17 protein-coding genes are annotated in these 20258 nt (G+C 73.1%); 10 read left to right on the top strand and 7 right to left on the bottom strand.

Going from position 1 to position 20258, the window contains the following annotated elements; genetic code table 11:
• Positions 1-102: 102 nt before the first annotated feature.
• Positions 103-1446 (top strand): helix-turn-helix domain-containing protein, encoded by a 1344-nt coding sequence (locus tag ACSHXN_RS20180; protein WP_355128845.1) that lies wholly within the window; start codon positions 103-105, stop codon positions 1444-1446.
• Positions 1447-1499: 53 nt separating this feature from the next.
• Here the strand turns inward: ACSHXN_RS20180 and ACSHXN_RS20175 are convergent, their stop codons facing one another.
• Positions 1500-3344 (bottom strand): alkyl/aryl-sulfatase, encoded by a 1845-nt coding sequence (locus ACSHXN_RS20175; protein ID WP_355128847.1) that lies wholly within the window; start codon positions 3342-3344, stop codon positions 1500-1502.
• A 281-nt stretch (positions 3345-3625) separates the two neighbouring features.
• Between ACSHXN_RS20175 and ACSHXN_RS20170 the strand changes: the two genes are divergently transcribed.
• Positions 3626-4129: a SigE family RNA polymerase sigma factor gene (locus tag ACSHXN_RS20170; protein ID WP_355128848.1), complete on the top strand. Its 504-nt coding sequence runs from the start codon at positions 3626-3628 to the stop codon at positions 4127-4129.
• A complete protein-coding gene (locus ACSHXN_RS20165; protein ID WP_355128850.1) occupies positions 4119-4850 on the top strand; it encodes a L,D-transpeptidase in 732 nt (243 codons plus the stop codon). Before ACSHXN_RS20170 ends, ACSHXN_RS20165 begins: the two co-directional genes overlap by 11 nt.
• Before the next feature lie 162 nt (positions 4851-5012).
• Here the strand turns inward: ACSHXN_RS20165 and ACSHXN_RS20160 are convergent, their stop codons facing one another.
• A complete protein-coding gene (locus tag ACSHXN_RS20160) occupies positions 5013-5990 on the bottom strand; it encodes a sporulation protein (RefSeq protein WP_438303471.1) in 978 nt (325 codons plus the stop codon).
• A 304-nt stretch (positions 5991-6294) separates the two neighbouring features.
• On the opposite strand from ACSHXN_RS20160, the gene ACSHXN_RS20155 reads away from it, so the two are divergent.
• Both ACSHXN_RS20155 and ACSHXN_RS20150 read left to right on the top strand, forming a co-directional pair.
• On the top strand, positions 6295-7299 hold the full coding sequence (locus ACSHXN_RS20155) for an FkbM family methyltransferase (protein WP_355128854.1): 1005 nt from the start codon (positions 6295-6297) through the stop codon (positions 7297-7299).
• Between the two features lie 298 nt (positions 7300-7597).
• Entirely contained in the window at positions 7598-8542 is a 945-nt protein-coding gene (locus ACSHXN_RS20150) for an LAETG motif-containing sortase-dependent surface protein (RefSeq protein ID WP_438303470.1), read from the top strand.
• Positions 8543-8631: 89 nt separating this feature from the next.
• Here the strand turns inward: ACSHXN_RS20150 and ACSHXN_RS20145 are convergent, their stop codons facing one another.
• Positions 8632-9375, bottom strand: a complete 744-nt coding sequence (locus ACSHXN_RS20145; protein WP_355128858.1) for a DUF4142 domain-containing protein — start codon at positions 9373-9375, stop codon at positions 8632-8634.
• Positions 9376-9963: 588 nt separating this feature from the next.
• Here ACSHXN_RS20145 and ACSHXN_RS20140 point away from each other — a divergent pair.
• Both ACSHXN_RS20140 and ACSHXN_RS20135 read left to right on the top strand, forming a co-directional pair.
• Positions 9964-10998 carry a permease gene (locus tag ACSHXN_RS20140; RefSeq protein WP_355128860.1) on the top strand — a complete coding sequence of 345 codons (1035 nt, stop codon included), beginning with the start codon at positions 9964-9966 and terminating at the stop codon, positions 10996-10998.
• Complete coding sequence (locus ACSHXN_RS20135) at positions 10995-11798, top strand: TIGR03943 family putative permease subunit (RefSeq protein WP_438303468.1); 804 nt, start codon at positions 10995-10997, stop codon at positions 11796-11798. Before ACSHXN_RS20140 ends, ACSHXN_RS20135 begins: the two co-directional genes overlap by 4 nt.
• A gap of 77 nt (positions 11799-11875) precedes the next feature.
• Here the strand turns inward: ACSHXN_RS20135 and ACSHXN_RS20130 are convergent, their stop codons facing one another.
• The 3 genes from ACSHXN_RS20130 to ACSHXN_RS20120 form a co-directional block, all read right to left on the bottom strand.
• Positions 11876-12553: a DUF6445 family protein gene (locus ACSHXN_RS20130; protein ID WP_355128864.1), complete on the bottom strand. Its 678-nt coding sequence runs from the start codon at positions 12551-12553 to the stop codon at positions 11876-11878.
• A 127-nt stretch (positions 12554-12680) separates the two neighbouring features.
• Positions 12681-13955, bottom strand: coding sequence for a serine/threonine-protein kinase (locus tag ACSHXN_RS20125; protein WP_383354259.1), 1275 nt, complete (start codon positions 13953-13955; stop codon positions 12681-12683).
• A 541-nt stretch (positions 13956-14496) separates the two neighbouring features.
• Positions 14497-15357, bottom strand: a complete 861-nt coding sequence (locus ACSHXN_RS20120; RefSeq protein ID WP_355128867.1) for an SCO2400 family protein — start codon at positions 15355-15357, stop codon at positions 14497-14499.
• 357 nt (positions 15358-15714) lie between these two features.
• Between ACSHXN_RS20120 and ACSHXN_RS20115 the strand changes: the two genes are divergently transcribed.
• Entirely contained in the window at positions 15715-16350 is a 636-nt protein-coding gene (locus tag ACSHXN_RS20115) for a hypothetical protein (protein ID WP_438303466.1), read from the top strand.
• A 956-nt stretch (positions 16351-17306) separates the two neighbouring features.
• Here the strand turns inward: ACSHXN_RS20115 and ACSHXN_RS20110 are convergent.
• The gene (locus ACSHXN_RS20110; RefSeq protein WP_438303465.1) at positions 17307-17897 is read right to left on the bottom strand and encodes a TetR/AcrR family transcriptional regulator; all 591 of its coding nucleotides are present in this window, start codon (positions 17895-17897) and stop codon (positions 17307-17309) included.
• Positions 17898-18069: 172 nt separating this feature from the next.
• Here ACSHXN_RS20110 and ACSHXN_RS20105 point away from each other — a divergent pair, with 172 nt between their 5' ends.
• Both ACSHXN_RS20105 and ACSHXN_RS20100 read left to right on the top strand, forming a co-directional pair.
• On the top strand, positions 18070-19089 hold the full coding sequence (locus ACSHXN_RS20105; RefSeq protein WP_355128873.1) for an aldo/keto reductase: 1020 nt from the start codon (positions 18070-18072) through the stop codon (positions 19087-19089).
• Between the two features lie 31 nt (positions 19090-19120).
• Positions 19121-19996: an LLM class flavin-dependent oxidoreductase gene (locus ACSHXN_RS20100; protein WP_355128875.1), complete on the top strand. Its 876-nt coding sequence runs from the start codon at positions 19121-19123 to the stop codon at positions 19994-19996.
• The last annotated feature ends 262 nt before the right edge of the window (positions 19997-20258 follow it).

Raw genomic sequence — 20258 nt, 5'->3', positions numbered from 1 at the left:
AACCGGAAGAGCGCCAAGGGAAGTTGGACCCTTCGAACGCAAGATTGACCCCTGGTCAAGAAACCGGGCTCGATAACTGTGCTTAATGGCATGATTAATCGCATGGCGGAGCGAGACGACCCGGAGATCATCGGGCGCAGGGTGCAGCAACTGCGGCGTGAACGCGGCATGACGCAGAAACAGTTGGCAGAGCCCGCGTACACACCCGCCTACATCTCCACCCTGGAGGCCGGACGCGTCCGTCCCTCCGACGAGGCGCTCCGGCATCTGTCCGAGCGGCTCGGTGTCGAGTTCGACGAGCTGGCCACCGGGCGCCCCGCCCATCTCGCCACCACCCTGCGGCTCGGGCTCACCGACGCACAGCGCACCCTGGCCACCGGGGAGGCCGAGGCGGCGGCCGAGCAGTACGCCGCGCTGCTGGCCGAGGCCGAGAGGCACGGGCTCGACGCCGAGCAGGCCGCCGCGCAGCTCGGACTGGGCGAGTGCGCCCTGGACGTCGGCGATCTGGCGGTGGCGCGGCGGCACTTCGAGCGTGCGGAGAAGAGCCTGGCCGACGCGCCGCTGCCCAGCCGGGTCCCGGCGCTGCGCGGCCGCGCCGTCTCCCACTACCTCGCCGGGGAACTCCGCTACGCCTGCTATCTGCTGGAGTCGACGCTCGACGAGCTCAACCGCTCCGGACTGCACGACCCGGACGCCCTCCTGCTGCTCTACGCGAGCGCCATAGGCCCGTACATGGACATGGGGGCGCACGCGCGGGCCGCCCAGGCGGCCGAGTTCGCCCTGGCCCTCGCGCCCCAGGTCGACGACCCGGCACTCGTCGCACGCATGCACCGATCCGTGGCGCGCACGCTCCTCGCGGAGGGCCGGGTCGCCGAGGCGGACGCCTCCCTCGCCAAGGCCGCCGAGCTGTACCGGCAGCTGCAGATCCGCACCGAACTGGCCAACTGCCACTGGATGCGCGGATATCTGTACGTCCAGAACGGCGAACTCGAGCGCGCGGAGAAGGAGTTGCGCGAGGCTCTCGCCATGCTCGCCGAGAAGCGGGCCGCCCTCTACAGCAGTCAGGTCGCGGTGGAGCTGGCGGACGTGCTGCACCGGCGCGGCAGGTCAGAGGAGGCCGCGGAGCTGCTGCACGGCGTCCTCGGCGACATCGGCCCCGAGCGCGGCGCGGTGCACTCCGCCGCCGCGCACCGCCTCCTCGGCATCATCGCGGAGGACGCCCGGGACACGGAGGCCGCCGAGGAGCACTATGTGCGTGCGCTCAGCCTGCTGGAGCGGGCGGGCGCGGCGGGCGACCTCGCGGACCTGTGCCGGCTGCTCGGCGATCTGCTGCGCCGCACCGGCCGGGTGGAGGCCGCCCTCGACGCCTACCGCACGGGCCTCGGCCACCGCACCGCGCCCGGCACGACGACCCTCGGTCCGGCCCCCGCGCAGCCGCCGCTCTGACGACGGCCCGCGGCCGGAACCGGGCGGCGCGGACCGGGGAGCGGTGGGACACGCTAGGGCGTGACGATCGGGAACCCGCGGTCCGGTCGGGACACATGGGAGAACAGCCGCTTCAGCAGCTCCCGGTCCCCTTCCGTCCCGATGCCCGCAAGGCCCTTGCCCGCGAGCAGCCCGAGCAGTTCCGGACGGGTCAGGGTGAGTGTCAGTCCGGCCTGCGGCCTGGGGGTGCGGTGCAGCGGCAGGCTGCGGTGCGTGAGGGCGCCGTGCTCCAGATTGATCCGGTGCCGGCGCTGCTCGTCGATCACGACCAGATCGATGATCAGGCGCGGCTCGCGCGCCGCCCGGGGCCCGTCGATGCGCACCGCGAGGGAATCCAGCAGCATGCCGACGGAGAGCGCCGACGTCAGCTCGGCCGAGTCGGTGGTGACGGCGGGACCGCCCGCCTCCGTCAGCAACTCCTGCGCTGCGGTCAGATAGATGTTCCGCCAGGGCCCGTTCTCGGACCCGTGCCCGAGCCGTTCGTACACGTCCGCCAGCATCCGCCTCGCCTCCTCGTCGCCCGGTTCGGCGAAGACGAGGTGGTTGAGGAGGGTGGCCGCGAAGCGCAGGTCCCCGGCGTCGGCGTACCGGCGTGCCGCGGCGAGCATCGCGGTGGGGCCGCCCGCCATCTCCACGTACCGCTCGGCGAGCGGGACCGGCGGGTGCTCCCACAGATGCGCGGGGTTGCCGTCGTACCACCCCAGGTAGCGCTGGTAGACGGCCTTGACGTTGTGGCTGACGGAACCGTAGTAGCCCCGGGCGTGCCAGGCGGCCTCCAGCGCGGGCGGCAGCCGCAGCTCCTCCGCGATCTCCGGTCCCGTCAGTCCGCTGTTCAGCAGCCGCAGCGTCTGGTCGTGCAGATACGCGTACAGGTCCCGCTGCTCCGCGAGCAGCCGGACGACGTTCTCGTGTCCCCAGGTCGGCCAGTGGTGGGAGGCGAAGGCCACGTCGTAGGCGTCGCCGAAGAAGTCGATGGCCTCGTCGAGGTAGCGGGACCAGACCCGGGCGTCGCGGACGAGGGCGCCGCGCAGGGTCAGGATGTTGTGCAGGGTGTGGGTGACGTTCTCGGCGAGGCACAGGGCGCGCTGCTCGGTGAGGAGGAAGTTCATCTCGGCCGGGGCCTCGGTGCCCGGCGTCAGCTGGAACAGGATCCGCACCCCGTCGACGACCTCCGTCTGCCCGCTGTGCGTGATGTCGACGGTGGGCGGAACGAGGGTGACCGTACCGGTCGACACGGTCGCGCCGAGCCCCGTGCCGATCTGCCCGTCCGGCGCCTTCGGCAGCGATGCCCCGTACATGAAGCCGGCCCGCCGGGCGATCGCGGGTCCGGCGAACACGTTCTCGCTGACCGCGTGCTCCAGGAATCCGACGGGTGCGAGGACCGGCACGCCCGACTCCGCGTCGGGCGGCAGCACCCCGCGGGCACCGCCGAAGTGGTCCACATGGGAGTGGGTGTAGATCAGCCCGGTGACGGGCCGCTCCCCGCGGTGCCGCCGGTAGAGCGCGAGGGCGGCCGCCGCGCACTCGCTGGAGACGAGCGGGTCGATGACGAGGACGCCGTCGTGCCCCTCCACCAGGGTCATGTTGGCCAGGTCCAGCCCGCGCACCTGGTAGACGCCCTCGGCCACCTCGTACAGCCCCTGCCGTGCGCACAGTTGCGACTGCCGCCACAGGCCGGGGTGCGCGGTGGCGGGGCAGTCGCCGTCGAGGAATCCGTACGCGTCCCCGTCCCACACCACCCGCCCGTCGTCGGCCGTCACCACCCCGGGCACGAGGGCGGAGACGAACCCGCGGTCGGCGTTCTCGAAGTCGGTGCGGTCCTCGAAGAGCGGCAGACCGTCACGGGGCGCGGCGTCCATGGGCCCAGCTTCCGGGCGGGGAATGCGGGGGGCCAGCGGTGGAGGCCCGTTCGAGGTCGCCGCGGACCGGCCCGCCCGCCCGGACGGGCCCCCGGCGCCCGCTCCAGGCTCCGCGGCTCGTCGGGGCGCCCCCGTGGTGTGTTTCCATGTGCGACGTACGGGACCTTTACGCACGGGCGCGACGACCGGTCTGCACCACGAAGTCCGGAACGTCGCAGGAACGTGAGGCGGGGCCATGGGCGAGCACGTGGCGGGGGCATGACCGAGAGCGTGGCGGGGGCATGACCGAAGACGAGTTCGACGCGTTCTACGCCACCGCGTTCCCACGGCTGACCGGCCAGCTCTACGCGTTCACGGGGGATCACAGCGAGGCGCAGGACGTTGTGCAGGAGGCCTTCGTACGGGCCTGGCACCGGCGTCGGGAGTTCCTGGCCGACGGGGCGCCCGAGGCCTGGATACGGACCGTGGCGATGCGGCTCGCGGTCAGCCGCTGGCGGCGGGCGCGGCGCTGGCTCGAATTGGTGCGCAGTACTCCGCCGCTGGAGCACACTCCGGGGCCCGGCCCCGAACGGGCCGTGCTCGTCACCGCGTTGCGCAAACTGCCCGAGCCGCAGCGGATGGCCCTGGTCCTGCACCATCTGTGCGACCTCAGTGTGGAGCAGGTAGCCTCCGAGACCGGTGCCCCGGTGGGGACGGTCAAGGCCAGGCTGTCCCGGGGCCGGGCGGCGCTGGCGCGAGAACTGGCCGCCGGCGAGGAGGAGAGGGAGGACGACCGTGTCCGATGACCTCACCGCCGGGCTGCGCGCACTGGCCGAGTCCGGCCAGGCCCCGCCCCCCGTCCCCGGTGCGGAGATCAGGCGCCGCGCGGGCGTGCGCCGGCGCCGCCGTCGTACGACGGCAGCGTTCGCCGGTGCCTGCGCCACGGCGGCCTTGGGCGTCGTGGCCCTGCTGGGCTTCACCGGAGCGGACACACCCCCCTCGCGGACCTCCCAGGCCGCGATGCCGTCGAGCGCGCGGAGTCCCCAGGCGGGACCCGCGGCGACGGTGGACCTGACCCGGCGGACGCTCACCGTCGGCGGGCGTGAACTTCCCGTCTCCGCGGGCACGGTGCGCGCCCGCACACCGACCGGACGGATGACGGTCACCGCCCTGGCGGGCATGAAGACGGTGTCCGGCAAGGACGTCGGACTCAAGGGCCCCTACCGGGCCAAGGTCCGCTGGGTGGTCGAACTCCGCGCGGCGGACGGCACCACGACCTATCTCGGCGGCCTGATGTACAACGCCAAGGCTCCCGGCCACTACGACGTGACGAGTGGCTGGATCGGTCTGGACCTCGTCAACGCGAAGTGGCTGCACGGGCACCTGCGTGTGGGGGACGTGGTCGAGATCGAGGGCGGCGGGTCCTCTTCCGACCCGCTCCGTGGGGCCTCCGAGGTCCGCGGCGTGCCCGCGACACCGAGGCCGACCGGCACGGTCTCCTTCTTCGGCGGCACCGGCACCCCCTGACCCCGTGGTGGCCCACCGGGCCGCTCGTCCTTTCCGGACCGAGCGGCCCGAGGCCCCGTTGCGCCCCGATCGACGCCCCCCGCAGCGAGCGAGCGCCGCACGCGCACCACCGGGCGCGTGCGGCCGGCGCGGATCAGGACCTGAGGCCGTGATGCGGACGCGTCAGTCCTCGTCCCCCTCGAAGAAGTCCCCGATCTCGTCCACCACTTCGGCCGCCACCAGACCGCCGACCACCCCGACGGCGAGCCCCGCCGCGCCCGCGGCGACCGCCGTGCCGATACCGGGGCCGGAGTGATGCCCGCCGTGGTGGCCGTGGTGATCGCCGTGGTGGCCGTGACCCGCGTACGGGTCGTGCCCACCGTGGGCCGATCGGTGCTCGACCAGCTGCCCGACCCGGCCGTCGAGATCCGCGACCCAGTCACGGGTGTGGACGTCCTGGTGACCGGCCGTGAAGCGGACGAGCGCGTCATGGCCCGAGGAGAACAGACCGCCCCGCTTGTCCGCCTCCAGGACGATCTCCACACCCTCGGGTGCGGCGAGGAAGGTCAGCTCGATCTCGTCGACCGCGTGTGCGTACTGCGGTGCCGGGGTCAGCTCGATCTCCTGGTAGAAGGGCAGTCGCTGTCCCGTGCCGCCGATGCGCCCGTACTCCAGGTCCGCCGAGTGGAAGCCGAAACCGAGTCGGCCGAAGGCCTCCAGCACCGCCTCCTGGACCGGCAGCGGGCGCACCGCCAGCGGATCCAGGTCGCCCTTGTCCTTGGCACCGGCGACCGCCAGCTCCGTACGCACGCCGAGGACGACGCCCAGCTGCTGCCCGTACAGCTCGGTGATCGGCGTCTCCCACGGCAGCGTCACGCCGAACGGCACACTGCACTGCTCCCCCTCGCCCAGCCGGAAGCCGCCCCCGACCGTGAACCGGGCGAAGGCGACCGTGCCCTCGCTCTCGCCCTCCTCGTGCTCGGCCTCCACGCGTGCGACCAGCTCGAGACCGATGTGCTCGATCTCCACAGCCGCGTCGCCGCCGCGCAGATGCACCTGCCCGGACAGCGGACCGCCGGGCAGTGCCACGCCGGTGTCGAGCACCGTGTCCACCGCGGGACCGCCCACCCCGATCGCGCCGAGCAGTCGTTTGAACACCATGCCGGTGTCGCTCCTTCACTGGTCGCACTGTCGTCCTTCGACGCCGGCCGGCGTCCGGGAGTGCCGCACGCCGAGCCGTCGCCCCTGTGAACCGACGGTGCAGGCGGCGAAGTTCCCGGCCCGCGAGGCGGGGGACGTAAGTCATCCGTAAGTGCGACGACTTCGGCCAAGCGGGCCACGCCGCAGGGCCGTGGTCCGGACCGCGGCGGCACCCGCCGCCGCGGTCCGCGGCGATCGTGACCAGTGTGAGGAATTTAACGTCACTCGGTGGAGTGTTCGAGCCTGCCTCTGGCAGGGTGGCTTGATGCGGACCCTTTATCGAAGCCTGCTCAAGCTGCTCCCCCGACTCGGGGTGCAGGTGGTCGACCTCGGCCCCGGCGAGGCCGTCGTCTCGCGTCGCGGAGCCCGTGCCCGGATTCCCGTGGGGCCGGGCGCGGATCTGGTGGCCCGGACCGGCCGCCGCCCGTACGCGGTGTCGCAGATGGGGCCGGAGCAGTGGCTGGTCACCCGGGGGGCCGCCGGGGAGCCGGAGGCGCCGGGCGGCGCATGGCAGAGCGTGCGGCTGGGGAGCAGCGGTGGGCACCTGGTGCTCGACCCGCGGGCGGCGGCCGACGAGCGAGGGCTCCAGCTGGCGGCGGCCGAGTATCTGTGCGCCCACCACGTGGCCGCGCTGCTCGCGCGGTACGAGGTGAACTGCGTGTTCGACGTGGGCGCCAACACCGGTCAGTACGCACGCCGGCTGCGCCGTCACGGTTATGCCGGCCGCATCGTGTCGTTCGAACCCACGGCCGCGGCGTTCGCCAAGCTCGAGAAGGCCGCGGAAGGGGACCCGGACTGGACGGTGTACCCCTTCGGGCTGGGCCGCGAGGACGAGACCATGTCCATCCACACGGCCTGGAACACCATGAACTCCCTGCTGCCGCCGAGCGACTACGGCCGCGACCGCTACCTCCGGTTCGCGAAGTCGCAGACGGAGGAGATCGAGATCCGCCGGCTCGACGGGGTGATGGACAAGGCGATGGCCGGCATCGATCACCCGCGTCCCTATCTGAAGATGGACACTCAGGGCTACGACCTGCAGGTTTTCGAGGGCGCCGGTGAGCGGGCCGGTGAGTTCGTCGGGCTCCAGTCGGAGGTGGCGCTGCTTCGGTTGTACGAGGGCAGCCCGCGCATGCAGGAGTCCGTCGCCGAGTACGAGAGCCGGGGCTTCGAGATCACCGGGATGTACCCCGTCACGCGGGAGGCGTCCACGGGACGGGTGGTGGAGTTCGACTGCGTGATGGTGCGGGCCGCGGCCGTGCCGGAGTGATCTGACGGTCGCCGGGCCCGGGACGCGAGGACGGAGTCCGGGCCCGGGGGGAGGTGGCGCCGCTCGCCGCCTGCCGGAGCATCCGATTCCTTATGTGGCCGAAAGGTGATGGGCCGTCACATAGTAGTGGTTTCAACGAGGTTGACAGCACATTCCGGTTGATCGATTATGTGCTCGAACTGTGGCTCATGTGACCAGTGAGCCCGGTGTTTCTCTTCGACCACTCCTTCCCGGCCACGGTGCCGGCGGCTTCGCGCTGCCCCTGCCCGGGTCCCGGTTCATGAATGTGGGGGAACGCATGTCCATTGCCAGACGTGCCACCGTACGCCGGCTGCTGATGACGGGCGCCGCGGCGCTCACGCTCACTGCCGTCACGGGCGGTGCCGCGTGGGCCGGCGGCACACCCGGCGGCGACGGCTGGAACAAGGGCGGCCGCGGCTACGCGTCCGGCAAGGGCCCGGGTACGGTGACGCAGGCCGACCACTGCCAGTTCTCGCTGGACGGCAGCGCCTTCACCGACTCGGTCCGCGTCGACGACCAGAACCTCAGGCCCACCGAGGACGGCAAGATCCACATCAGGGTCCGCGTCGCGGGCGACGCGACCACCTGCACGGCCTCGCTCGCCTCGTACCGGGCGCACGGCGCCACCTTCAACACCTCCGGCCTGCAGGTCTTCCACGACTTCGACTCGGTGACGGTGGAGCGGGGTGCGACCGACTCGCTGGACATCTCGGTGCCGGACGCGGGCTGCTTCGCGCAGATCGACCTGTACCGGGGCAAGGTGAAGTACGACGGGAACCTCGGCGCGAACGACGGCTTCGACCACGGTGACCTGCCCAAGGGCCCGGACCGCCCGGTGATCAAGGACAAGCTGATCGCCTCCTGGAACGGCGGCACGAAGGACTGCACCGCGCAGCCGCCGAGCACCCCGGAGACCACGCCGCCCGCGTCGATGCCGCCCGCCTCGACGCCGCCCGTCTCCGCGCCGGCCACCACCCCGCCCGCGTCGAGCCCGGCGACCCCGGCCTCGCCCTCCGCCTCTGCCTCCACCCCGCCCGCCGACGAGTCCAGCGCACCCGCGGCGCCGACACCGAACGGCGGCTCGTCCACCCCGCCCGGCGACCTCGCCGAGACGGGCGGCGGCAACGCGCTGCCGATCGCCGCGGGCGCGGCGGTCCTCGTCGCGGCCGGCGCGGGCATCGCGCTCGCCACACGGCGCCGTACGTCCCGAACCCGGGCGTGACGTCCGCGGCGTCCTCGTGACCATCCTCCACGGGCCCGGCGCTCTGTTCCCCCGGAGAGCGCCGGGCCCACCTTCTTGCGTACGCGGGCTCAGCCCGTGGTGGGGGCCGGTGAGGGGGTTGTCGAGGGCGGCGGGGTGAATCCCGCGGGCGGCGAGAGGATCACCGTCGGCTCGCCGGGCGCCGGGGCCGGTGGGGTCATGCTGCTCTTCGGGAGCTTCGGCGGGGTGGTCTCCTGGAACAGGACCGAGTCGAAGTTCACCAGACCCGTCTGCTCCATGACCGTGATGTGGTCGAGGACCGTGTCGTTGGCCTGGTCGGCCAGCTGGCGGACCAGGGTGTTCTGGGTGGTGGCGCGGATGTTGGCGATGACCGGGAAGATCTGGCCGTGTGTCACGCGCAGGATGTTCGCGAGGTCCTGGTCGAACTTCTTGCCCTGGTCCGCGGTCAGCGTGGCGACGAACCCCTGCTGCTGGGGACTCGGCTGGTTCGGCAGCGTGATGCCCAGCTGCGTGGCCACCTTCCGGCAGGTCGCGTCGAGGTTGGCGTGTCCGTTGATCAGGTGCTGACCGGCGGTGCGTACGGCGGGGGTGGTGCCCTTCTTCAGGGCGAGTTCTCCGGAGGGGAACTCCCACAGGCCGGCCGCCCGCACCTTGACGACGAAGTCGCGGTCCGCCTCGGTGAGCGGTCCCGACGAGGTGGTGGCGATCACGCGCGTCGGGGAGCTGGACACGGTCTGTACGCCCAGCATCGAGGGATAGACGAGAGCCGTCAGTGTCAGCGTCAGGGCGCCGACCACAAAAAGGGTTCCGGCCGCGCTCCGCGAAATGCGCATGGCACCTCCTGGTTGTTCGTACGCCCAGAGGTACGGGTACAGCCGGGACCAAGAACCTTTCCCCGAGGCAAAATTGACGACCCGCGCTGTGGGGGTCGTCACACCGCGAAGCCTCCGGCCCCCGGCCCCGGCCCCCGGCCCCGGCCTCCGGCCTCCGGGCCCCGGCCCCCGGGCCACGGGTCACGGGCCCCGACCTCCGGCCCCCGGCCCCCGGCCCCCGGGCCACGGGCCACGGGCCCCGGGCCACGGCCCCCGGGCCACGGGTCCCGACCTCCGACCTCCGGCCCCCGGCCTCCGGGCCACGGGCCCCGGGCCACGGGCCCCGACCTCCGACCTCCGGCCTCCGGCCCCGACCTCCGGCCTCCGGGCCACGGGCCACGAGCGGCGGGCGGCGGCCACGGCCCGGGAGACCGGACGGGCGTCCCCGGCGCGCGGCGCCGAGCGGCCGGCCGGTTCCACCCTCGCGGCGCGTGCGCCCGGTGCTGTCCGCGCGGCCGAGGATTCCCCTGTGCGGGCGCGTGGCGGTGACGGGGTGCACGCAGGGGCGCCCGTTATGTTCGATCCGAACATCCGACATTCGGAGCCGGCATGCAGAAGACGGAAGAACTGGCCGAGGAGGCGTCCTCGGCGGCCGCGGTGCCGGCGGCTGCCGGTGAGGCCTCCGAACGGGGCCGGCGCCTGCCCTGGCCGCTCCTGTTCGTGGCGGCCGCCCTCGCCGGTCCGGTCCTTCTTGTCCTCGCCCGCTGGCTGGACGAACCTGCCGTGCAGGCCTGGCGGACGGTGTGTCTCGCCATCACCGTGCAGGCGCTGCCCTTTCTGCTGCTGGGCACGGCGCTGTCCGGAGCGATCAACGCGTTCGTGCCGGCCCGGATGTTCAGCCGTGTGCTGCCCCGGCGGCCGGTGCTCGCCGTCCCCGTCGCGGGGGTCGCGGGAGTCGTCCTGCCCGGATGCGAATGCGCCTCGGTGCCGGTGGCGAACAGCCTGATCCGCCGGGGCGTCACCCCGGCCGCCGCCTTCGCGTTCCTGCTGTCGGCACCCGCCGTCAACCCGGTCGTGCTGACCGCCACGGCCATCGCCTTCCCCGGCAGCCCCGCCATGGTCCTGGCCCGGCTGCTCGCCTCGCTCGCCACCGCCGCCGCGATGGGCTGGCTGTGGCTCTGGCTGGGACGTGACGAGTGGCTCAAGCCGGCCGTGCGGCACACCGGGCACCGGCCGGGCCACAGCCGCCTGCGGGAGTTCCGGCTCGGCTTCCAGCACGACTTCCTGCACGCCGGCGGCTTTCTCGTGCTCGGAGCCATGGCGGCGGCCACCTTCAACGTGGCGGTCCCACGGTCCGTGCTGGACGTGTTCTCCGGCTCGCCCTGGCTGTCGGTGCTGTTCATGGCCGGGCTGGCCGTCCTCCTCGCGGTCTGCTCCGAGGCGGACGCCTTCGTCGCGGCCTCGCTCACCGGCTTCTCGCCCCTCGCACGACTGGTGTTCATGGTGGTCGGGCCGATGGTCGACCTGAAGCTGATCGCCCTTCAGGCGGGCACCTTCGGCCGGGCCTTCGCGGTCCGGTTCTCCGCCGCCACCCTGGTCGTCGCGGTGCTGTGCAGCGCGCTGATCGGAGGGGCGCTGCTGTGAAACGGCCGGTCCAGGTTGTACTGCTCGTGCTCGGCGGTCTCGGCCTGCTGCGCGCCTCGCTCCTCACCGATCTGTATCTGAGATACGTCAAACAGGACCTGCGCCCGGTGCTGATCGCCTCGGGTGTCCTGCTGCTTCTGCTCGGAGCGGCGGACGCGGTGTCGCAGTGGCGGCACCGCGGAGAGCGGCACGGGCAGAGCGGCCACGACGTCGGTGCCCCCGGCCGGGAGAACCGCGAGGCACAGGGCCACGACGGTGAGGACGGCGGGCACGGTCACGACCACTCCGGCATGCCCCGCGCCGCATGGCTGCTGTTCCTCCCCGTGCTGAGCCTGCTCCTGTACGCCCCGCCGGCCCTCGGCGCGTACACCGCCACCCGGGAGACCCCCACGGCCGTCGACGAGCGGCAGCACTTCGATCCGCTGCCCGCGGCATCGCCCGTCCCGATGACCCTCTCCGACTTCACCGGCCGTGTGCGCCAGGACCGCGCCCGGGCCGTCAAGGGACGCGACATCGAGATGACCGGGTTCGTCACACCGCGGGGGAGGGGAGGCGGCTGGTACCTGACCCGGATCATCTTCTCGTGCTGTGCGGCGGACGCACGCACCGTGAAGGTGCGGATCCACGGGTCCGCGGCCCCGCCCGCCGACACCTGGGTGGCGGTCACGGGGACCTGGCACCCGGGCGGGACCCTGGGGACGCCGTCCGCGCCGGTCGCGCTCGACACCCGTACCGTCGAGCGGATCACCCGCCCGGTGAACGCCTACACCGACGACCTTCCGCTCGCCCCGTCCCGCTGACGACGGACCACCCGCGCGCCCGCGATCCGGTCCCGGTCCCGGTCCCGGTCCCGCGGACGAACCGCCGGGAGGTCCGGTCAGGCCATCCAGAAGAAGACGGCGGTCATGCGCCTCTCGTCCAGGGCGCCGCCCCAGTAGCCGGTCGCGCTGTGCATGATGTTGGCCTTGTACAGCAGCAGCCGGTTGTAGCGCTGCGGTACACGGATGTCCTCGGTGAACGCGTCCGGGGAGACGTACCGGGTGCCGAGGGCCTCGACCAGATTGGTGTGCGGCGCCTGCACCATGTTGCCGCCGAGGACCCCACCGGGCAGGCTCTGCCGGTAGAAGCTCGTGCCGCAGTCCTTCGGGACGTTCGGGCTGAGGTAGAGCACCGCGGCATAGCGGCACAGGGCGCGCGAGTCGGTGTGCGGACGGGGCTCACCCTCGTCCTTGCCGACGACCTGGACACAGTTGTGGTTGAGGGTGCCGCCGCCGGGCGCCGTCTCCTGCCACAGGGTCTGCGCCCCGGTCTCCTTGCGCACCAGTCCCTCGACGCGCGCGAGCTCGTCCGGCTCGAGACCCGGCATGGTGCGCAGCCCCGGCCAGCTCTCCTGCGTGTACGGGAACCCCTTGGCCCAGTCGTCCTCGTCCTTGGCGAGACACCGGGCCCGTACCTCGTCCACGTTCGGCAGGACGTCGTCGAGGACCCAGTAGTCGCGGCCGCGTGTGGGCTTGCGGTACGGCAGCACCGGCAGACGTGGGGGCTGTGGGGGCATGCCGGTGAACATACAGTCGGCGACCACCACCGTTCTCTTTTCGATCGGTCAACCTTCCGTCAACTCAACTCGACGGCGGAGAACGAAAGTTGGGAGGGGAGGGGTGGATGCCGGTGCGCCCCGGTGGTCAGGGTGTGGGCGTGGCCGGACCGGACCGGGTCTCCTCCGGTGTCTGCGCCGAGCTGCTGTCCGGCGAGAACATCGCCATGCTGACCAGCATCGCGGTCAGGAACAGCGCCGCCGCGGCGATCAACCCCACCGTGCGCGGTGAGCGGGCGGCCAACGCGCGGATCGACGGGCGCTCCCGGCGCCCCGCCGCCGCCCGGTCGCGGTGCGCCGCCGTGGGCTGCCGGTCCCGGCGGGCGCCCACCGGCGTCCGCTCGCGGTGACCGCCCGTCGCGGGGCGTTCGCGATGCGCCGCCGTCGACAGCCGCTGCCGGTGGGACGCGCGACGGTTCGGCGCCCCGGGCGCGGACGGGAGCTTGTACGTCGTCGCCGGGCCCGCCGCACCGCGCGGGAGCGCCGGCGGTTCCACCGCCGGTACCGGTGCGTGACGTGGCTCGGGGGCGGTGGCCGGCAGCGGTTCGGGACGGCCCTGCCAGGCACCCGTGGCGAACCAGTCGGCGGCCTGCCGGGCGGTGGGCCGGTCCTCGGGCCGCTTGGCGAGCAGTCCGAGGAGGTAGTTCTCGAACGCCGGCGGCAGTGTGACGCCCAGCTCGCGCGGCGGCACCGGGGCGGCGTCCAGGTGCTGGTGGAGGATCGCGATCGCGGTGTCGGCGCGGAACGGCGGGTGCCCGGTGAGGAGTTGGTAGAGCACACAGCCGAGCGAGTACACGTCGCTGGCCGGTCCCGCCGTCTTCCCCAGGGCGCGTTCGGGTGCGATGTACAGGCTGGTGCCGACGATCTGCCCGGTCGCGGTGAGCGCTCCCGACGGGTCGTCCATGAAGCGGGCGATGCCGAAGTCGCCGATCTTCAGGGTGCCGTCCGCGTCCAGGAGCAGATTGCCCGGCTTGATGTCCCGGTGGACGATGCCCTGGTCGTGCGCGACGGCGAGCCCGGCCGCCGCCTGCGCGGCGATGCCCGCGACCCGCTCGGCGGGCAGACGCCCGACGTCGGCGAGCGCCCGGGCGAGGCTGTCGCCCTCCACGAGTTCCATCACCAGGAACAGCCGGTCCGCATGCTCCCCGAAGTCGAGGACGCCGACCACATGGGGGTGGTGCAGGCGTCCCGCGGTCTGGGCCTCCAGGCGGAAACGGGAGTCCGCGGTGGGATCGGCGTTCTGGGCGAGCAGGATCTTGACGGCGACGGGGCGGTCGAGCATCTGGTCGTACGCCCGCCAGACCTCTCCCATCGCGCCACGTCCGATGGTCGTGTCCAGCTGGTACCGGCCCGCGATCAGCACCTGTTGATTCATCCTCATGCCGTGAGACGAAATGCCGTGCGACGACTGGAACGCCGCCGGCCACGACTCCGCCAGGGCGAGTGGTGGTGGAGTGCCGCAGCGGGTCCAGCCTACTGGCACACCCACGCGATTCGATCACCGTCTCCCCTTTGTCGTGGGTGAGGCGTGACGATCCGGCCGCACGATCCCCGTGAGTCCGGTACCTGTGTCCCGATATCCGCCGACTTCATCGCCTCGGGCGCCACAGGGCGGGACGCGGCGCAAGCGCGTCAGGGACCGAGGGCCCGCCCGCTCTCCGGATCCGCGGGATGCAACGGGTCACGTTCTCGGGCCTGTTGCGCCGGAGCGGCCGTCACTGCGGAGCAAGTCCCGTTGCCGTGCCTCGTGTCGGCCGTCGTGAAGATGCGGTACGCCCTCCACGGCCGCGGCGGATCGCGAACCCGCCGCCGCGGGTCGGACCGGTGCAACTCCGAAGCGGTGCACGGTCGACGGAACGCCGAGCGCCGGGCGCGGGTGGTCCCCGGCCCGGCGTCGTGGCGGGTCAGCCCAGGCAGAGCACGAGCAGGCAGAGGTGCGAGGGCGAGGTGGCCGTCGGCGCGGGGGCCGGCTGCGACGTCCCCGCGTCCGTGCCGCCGGAGGGGGCGGGCGCGGCGGTCTGGCTCGGCGCCGGGGCGGCGTGGCTGGGAGCGGTGACCGGCGCGGCGGCCGACGGGGCGGTCACCGGCTGCTGCTGCGCCGCGGACTGCGCCGTCCGCGTGGTCAGGGCCGTACGGGTGACGGGCACCGAGTCCGGCCGGGTGTCCGGTGACGTGGTGGGTGCGCCGGGTGCGGCGGAGCCGTGCCGCGGCAGTCCCGTGGCGGGCGACTGCGAGGGGGAGGGGTGCGCGGACCGCTGTGTGCCGGGCAGGGTCGGGACCACGGGCGGCTCCGGCGCCTGCCCGTCCGCGCCGCCCATGCTCGCGACGTCGGGCGCCGCGGCCGCCTGGGCGCGGTCCGCGGAGTGCCGGTCCATCGAGGCGAAGGTCAGTCCGCCGCCGACGAGCGCGACGGCGGTCGCGACCACGGCCCGCCGCTGGCTCTTCTTCCAGCGGGCCCGCTGGCGTCGCCGTGCCGCCCGCCCGTGGGGGGCGCCGGGGCCGCCGGGCGCCTCGCTCCGCGGGTGGTCGACGGCGCCGTCCTCGAACGCCGCCTCGTCGGCGAGATCTTCGTCGTACCGCATGTCGGGGAGGTTCGGGTTCGCGAACCCCCGTCCTGTCGCGGGGCCCCTGGCCGCTGTGGCGGCCCGGGCCGGGACGGTGTGGCCGCCGGTGGTGAGCGGAGCGATGTCCGGGGCGTAGGCACCGCATCCGGGGCACACCAGGGCGCCGTTGAGATGCCGACGACACGAGGAGCAGTAGTCCATTGCGGTCTTCCTGAGTTGACGTGCCGTCGCCACGCCGGGCCTCGGCTGGTCTCGTTCGCACGTGGGATCGAGCGGCCTGCAACGCTAACGGGGCATGCTCAAAACTGTGTGCAGTCTGTGTGACGCTCCTGCGCGGATTCCTCGCGGGCTTCGCGCGTCCCGTGCCGTGCCGCCCCCGGCGCCGGTGGTCCGGGGCGCAGGGCGTATACGCAATCGAGACCGGCCCGTACACCGTCCCCTGCAACCCCCGAGCCGTCAGCGCTGTCCTAAGGGCGAACCGCGGCCCCGACACGGCGGCCGCACAGCTGGTCACGCGGGTGGTGTGTGTGACCCAGTCGGTCGAGGAGGGGACTCGCCATGCCCGGTCTCAGAGGCGTGACGGTGACAGCGCTGATGGGCGGAATCCTGATGCTGACGGGGTGCCACGGTTCGCCGGGTACCGACGCCGCCTCGGGCGCTCCCTCGCCGGCCTCCCCGTCGGCCACGTCCTCGGAGTCGTCTCCCGATGCCCCCACCACGGCGGCCACTCCTTCGGGCGCCCCTTCCTCGGCCGCGCCGCGCCCGTCGTCCACCTCCGCCCCCGCCGGGGCCACCGACTCCACCGGCGCCGCCCGGATGCCCGCGAGCGTCCCCGGATGCCGCAACCTGGCCGTCGGCGACGAGGTCAAGGCCGCCGTGACGTCGGCGTACCGGCGCAGCTTTCCCCGCCTCGTCCACATCCGGCCGGAGCCGCACCGGTTCTTCTACGGTCAGTGCGGCGCCGTCCGCTATGCCGCCACCCGTTTCCAGGCGACGTCCGGCGTCACGGACGAGGAACTCGTGAACATGCAGGACGAGGGCAGCACCACCAAGTACTTCCGCAGCACTTCGGGGGGTGTTTGGACGTACCTCACGGGTGACGGCCTGCCGGCCGGGCCGCACGGCTGCGGCGACATCCCCGAGATTCCCGCCCCGTTGGCGAAGGCTTGGGGGAACTGCTCCGCCGTGCGGTGAACTCGGCGGTTCCCCGGAGCGGGCACCTCCGGACCGGCACCGTCACCGACGGCACGACCGCCGGCCCGATCGTGCCGTCGGCTCTGTGGCCGGGAACCGGGCCGTTGGTCGTGGACCCGGGCTGTGGTCGTCGGACCGGGCCTTGGCCACGGAGCGCGCCCGTGGTGGGGACCGCGCCGTTGGTCGTGGACCCGGGCCGTGGTCGTGGATCGGGCCTGTAGCCCTGTATCCGGGCTGTGGCCGTCGGACCGGGTCTTGGCCAAGGAGCGGGCCCGTGGTCGTGGGTCGGGCCTGTAGTCGTGGACCGGGCCCGTGGTGGCGGACCCAGGCCGTGGCTGTGGATCCCGCCCGCGGACGTGGGGCGGGCCCGTGGTGATGGACCGGGCGGGTGGTCGTGGAGCGGGCCCGCGGCCGTGGGTCGGGCCTGCAGCCGTGGACCCGGCCCGTGGTCGAGGGGCGGGCCTGTAGCCGTGGCCCCCCGGGCCGTGGCTGTGGATCTGGCCCATGGCCGTGGACCCGGCCCGTGGTCGTGGGTGCAGGCGGCCGCTGTGGTCGGCTGGTTCGGTGCAGGTCCGGCGTCGAGGTCGTCGGTCCGTACCGGCTGGGGGGGACGGCGTCACGCACTCGCTCGGTGGCCATGCGCCGGGCCGGTGGTCGTGGGTGGGGTCGGTCGCTGTGGTCGGCTGGTTTGACGCAGGTCCGGCGTCGAGGCTTGTCGGGCCGTACCGGCTGGGGGAACGCCGCAGGCACCCGCCCCGTGGCCGTGGACCCGGCCCGTGGTCGTGGGTGCGGTCAGCCGCTGTGGTCGGCTGGTTCGACGTAGGCCCGGCTTCGAGGCTGTCGGTCCGTACCGGCGCGGGGACGCCGTCACGCACCCGCCCCTCCGCCACGCCGAGGCCGCCCCGGGCGGGAGCGACGGGTCGGGGCGAACGACCCGCGACGGCCCCCGGCCGACGTCAGTCGGGGCGGCGCAGTCCGGCGACGAGGACCTCGACCAGCCGGCGTGCGTCGTAGCGGGAATCGTTCTCCGCGCCGATGCAGAGGTTGCCGACGCCGCGCATGAATTCGTAGGCCTTGAGATCGGAACGGATCTCGCCCGCACCGGCCGCGGCGTCGAGCAGGTGCGTGCACACCGGCACGAGCCGGTCGAGGAAGTAAGCGTGCAGGGCGTCGAAGCCGGCGTCGTCGGACCGCAGCACGGCGGCGAGACCGTGCTTGGTGACCAGGAAGTCGACGAAGAGGCTGATCCATCTCCCCAGTGCGGCATAGGAGGTCGGTCCGGTCGCGAGCAGGGCCGGACCGGCCTGCGCACACGCTTCGACCTGGTGCCGGTAGACGGCGATGATGAGATCCGCCCGCGTCGGGAAATGGCGGTAGATCGTCGCCGTCCCGACGCCGGCCCGAGCCGCGATGTCGCGCACCGGCGCCTCCACGCCCGCCTCCACGAAGACCGCGGCGGCCGCTTCCAGCAGGGCCTCCTCGTTGCGCCGGGCGTCCGCCCGCCTGGGCCGGCCCGCGGGCCCCGCGGCCTGATCGGCGTCCTTCATCGCTCCGCTCCCTCCACAGCTCCCTTGCTAAACGGGACGCTGTTCCGTATCGTCAAAACGGGACGTGGTTCCGTTTGCTGATGATGCCAGAGCGGGGATCCGACCACCAAGCCATGCGCTGCCGTGCCATGCGCTGCCGTCCCGCTTCATCCCTGATCGAGGAGGCACGATCATGCAGTACCGCACCTTGGGCCGCACCGGAGTGCAGGTCAGTTCGCTCGCGCTCGGCGCGATGAACTTCGGCGCCATCGGGCGCACCACCCAGGACGAGGCAACCGCCATCGTCGACGCCGCCCTGGAGGGCGGGATCAACCTCATCGACACCGCCGACATGTACGGCCGCGGCGAGTCCGAGGAGATGGTGGGCAAGGCCATCGCGGGCCGCCGCGACGACATCGTGCTGGCCACGAAGGCGGGCATGCCGATGAGCGACGAGCGCAACCATCGGGGCGCTTCGCGCCGCTGGTTGGTCGCCGAGCTGGACAGCAGCCTGCGCCGCCTCGGTGTCGACCACGTCGACCTGTACCAGGTCCACCGATGGGACCCGACCACCGGCGACGAGGAGACACTGTCGGCGCTGACCGACCTGCAACGCGCGGGAAAGATCCGCTACTTCGGCTCCTCCACCTTCCCCGCCCACCGCATCGTGGAGGCGCAGTGGGCCGCCCGCGAGCACCGTCTGGGCCGATACGTCACCGAACAGCCCAGCTACTCGATCCTGCAGCGCGGCGTCGAGACCCATGTGCTGCCCGTGACCGAGCAGTACGGGCTCGGCGTGCTGGCGTGGAGCCCGTTGGCCTCGGGCTGGCTGACGGGCGCGATCCGCAAGGGCCGGGACATCACCACCAGCCGCTCGACCTTCATGCCGGAACGCTTCGACACCTCCCTCCCCTCCAACCGGGCGAGGCTCGACGCCGTCGAACAGCTGGCCGCGATCGCCGACGGGGCCGGACTGACCATGATCCAGCTCGCTCTCGGATTCGTGACCGCACATCCCGCCGTGACCTGCGCGCTCGTCGGTCCCCGCACGCTGGACCACCTGCACACGCAACTCGCCGCCGCCGACATCGTGCTCGGCGCCGACGTGCTCGACGCGATCGACGCCGTCGTCGCCCCCGGCACCGACCTGGCCGCGCACGAGAAGTTCGACACTCCGCCCGCGCTGCTCGACCCGTCACTGCGGCGTCGCTGACGGTCCGGGCGATGGAAGGGACCGGCATTCCATGCCCCACACACCCCGCCCCCGTTTCGGGATCATGACCGCCCCCTCGCAGGTCGACTACCACGACGTCCTGAGGGTCTGGCGCGAGGCGGACGGGATTCCCGAGATCGAGCACGCATGGCTGTTCGACCACCTCATGCCGATCGGCGGCGATCCGTCCGGCCCGGCCTATGAGGGCTGGACACTGCTGTCGGCCCTTGCCGCCCGGACCCGGCGGCTGCGGCTCGGTGTGCTGGTGACCAGCAACCGGTTCCGGCCGCCGGCGATGCTCGCCAAGATCGCCACGACCGTGGACATCGTCTCCGGCGGCCGGCTCGACTTCGGCATCGGCGTCGGCTCACGGCCCGGCCATCCCCTGGCCCGGCGCGAGTACGAGGCCCACGGCCTGCCCTTCCACGACTCCGCGCGGGCCGTGGCGAGCCTCGCCGAGGCGTGCACGGTGATCCGGCGACTGTGGACCGAGACCGAACCGTTCGACTTCCACGGCACCCACGTCCGGCTCACCGGGGCGTTCGGCAACCCCAAGCCCGTCCAGCGCCCCCATCCGCCGATCCTGATCGGCGGCCGCTCGTCCTCCACACTGCGGGTGGTCGCCGAGCACGCCGATCTGTGGAACATCCCGGGCGGCGACCTGGACGACTGTGTCCGCCGCAGCGCACTGCTGGACCGCTACTGCGCCGAGATCGGCCGCGATCCGGCCTCGATCACCCGGTCGATCCACCTGCCCGTCTCCTACGACCGGCCCGGCGTCACCCGGGAGGCGATCGGCGACGCGGTCGGCGCCGGCTTCCGGCACATCGTCCTCGGGCTGCCGGCGCCCTACCCCGCCGACGTGGCGCGATGGGTCACCGACGAGCTCATCACCACGGCGGCCTGACCCCCGGGGGCGGTGGCCGACGGTGCTCCCGGGATCCGCCGGGACCGTCCCCGTTCTCCCGGGCGCCTGTTGTGCGGCTCCTGATACCGACCGGCTCCTGGCCCGGCCAGGCTTACCACCGGCACCGTCGTCCCCCCGCACGCGGCTCGCCCACGCCGCCTCCCACCGCGCGGTGGCCGTCGGCCAACCGGGGCAGTCCCTCCCGGGGCGCGGAACGGCACGAAGGCCCGGGTCCGCGATCGGACCCCTCGCGGGAGACGGC

The organism is Streptomyces sp. HUAS TT11, from assembly GCF_051553595.1.
In the GTDB taxonomy this organism is placed as follows: domain Bacteria; phylum Actinomycetota; class Actinomycetes; order Streptomycetales; family Streptomycetaceae; genus Streptomyces.
Note: the sequence above shows the minus strand (reverse complement) of the source record. Positions and strands in the feature narration are given on the sequence as shown.

What these genes read in the sequence shown, in the direction of transcription:
- ACSHXN_RS20180 (WP_355128845.1), top strand. Translation starts at nt 103, where the DNA reads ATGGCGGAGCGAGACGACCCGGAGATCATCGGGCGCAGGGTGCAGCAA.
- ACSHXN_RS20175 (WP_355128847.1), bottom strand. Translation starts at nt 3,344, where the DNA reads ATGGACGCCGCGCCCCGTGACGGTCTGCCGCTCTTCGAGGACCGCACC.
- ACSHXN_RS20170 (WP_355128848.1), top strand. Translation starts at nt 3,626, where the DNA reads ATGACCGAAGACGAGTTCGACGCGTTCTACGCCACCGCGTTCCCACGG.
- ACSHXN_RS20160 (WP_438303471.1), bottom strand. Translation starts at nt 5,990, where the DNA reads ATGGTGTTCAAACGACTGCTCGGCGCGATCGGGGTGGGCGGTCCCGCG.
- ACSHXN_RS20155 (WP_355128854.1), top strand. Translation starts at nt 6,295, where the DNA reads ATGCGGACCCTTTATCGAAGCCTGCTCAAGCTGCTCCCCCGACTCGGG.
- ACSHXN_RS20150 (WP_438303470.1), top strand. Translation starts at nt 7,598, where the DNA reads ATGTCCATTGCCAGACGTGCCACCGTACGCCGGCTGCTGATGACGGGC.
- ACSHXN_RS20145 (WP_355128858.1), bottom strand. Translation starts at nt 9,375, where the DNA reads ATGCGCATTTCGCGGAGCGCGGCCGGAACCCTTTTTGTGGTCGGCGCC.
- ACSHXN_RS20140 (WP_355128860.1), top strand. Translation starts at nt 9,964, where the DNA reads ATGCAGAAGACGGAAGAACTGGCCGAGGAGGCGTCCTCGGCGGCCGCG.
- ACSHXN_RS20130 (WP_355128864.1), bottom strand. Translation starts at nt 12,553, where the DNA reads ATGCCCCCACAGCCCCCACGTCTGCCGGTGCTGCCGTACCGCAAGCCC.
- ACSHXN_RS20120 (WP_355128867.1), bottom strand. Translation starts at nt 15,357, where the DNA reads ATGGACTACTGCTCCTCGTGTCGTCGGCATCTCAACGGCGCCCTGGTG.
- ACSHXN_RS20115 (WP_438303466.1), top strand. Translation starts at nt 15,715, where the DNA reads ATGCCCGGTCTCAGAGGCGTGACGGTGACAGCGCTGATGGGCGGAATC.
- ACSHXN_RS20110 (WP_438303465.1), bottom strand. Translation starts at nt 17,897, where the DNA reads ATGAAGGACGCCGATCAGGCCGCGGGGCCCGCGGGCCGGCCCAGGCGG.
- ACSHXN_RS20105 (WP_355128873.1), top strand. Translation starts at nt 18,070, where the DNA reads ATGCAGTACCGCACCTTGGGCCGCACCGGAGTGCAGGTCAGTTCGCTC.
- ACSHXN_RS20100 (WP_355128875.1), top strand. Translation starts at nt 19,121, where the DNA reads ATGCCCCACACACCCCGCCCCCGTTTCGGGATCATGACCGCCCCCTCG.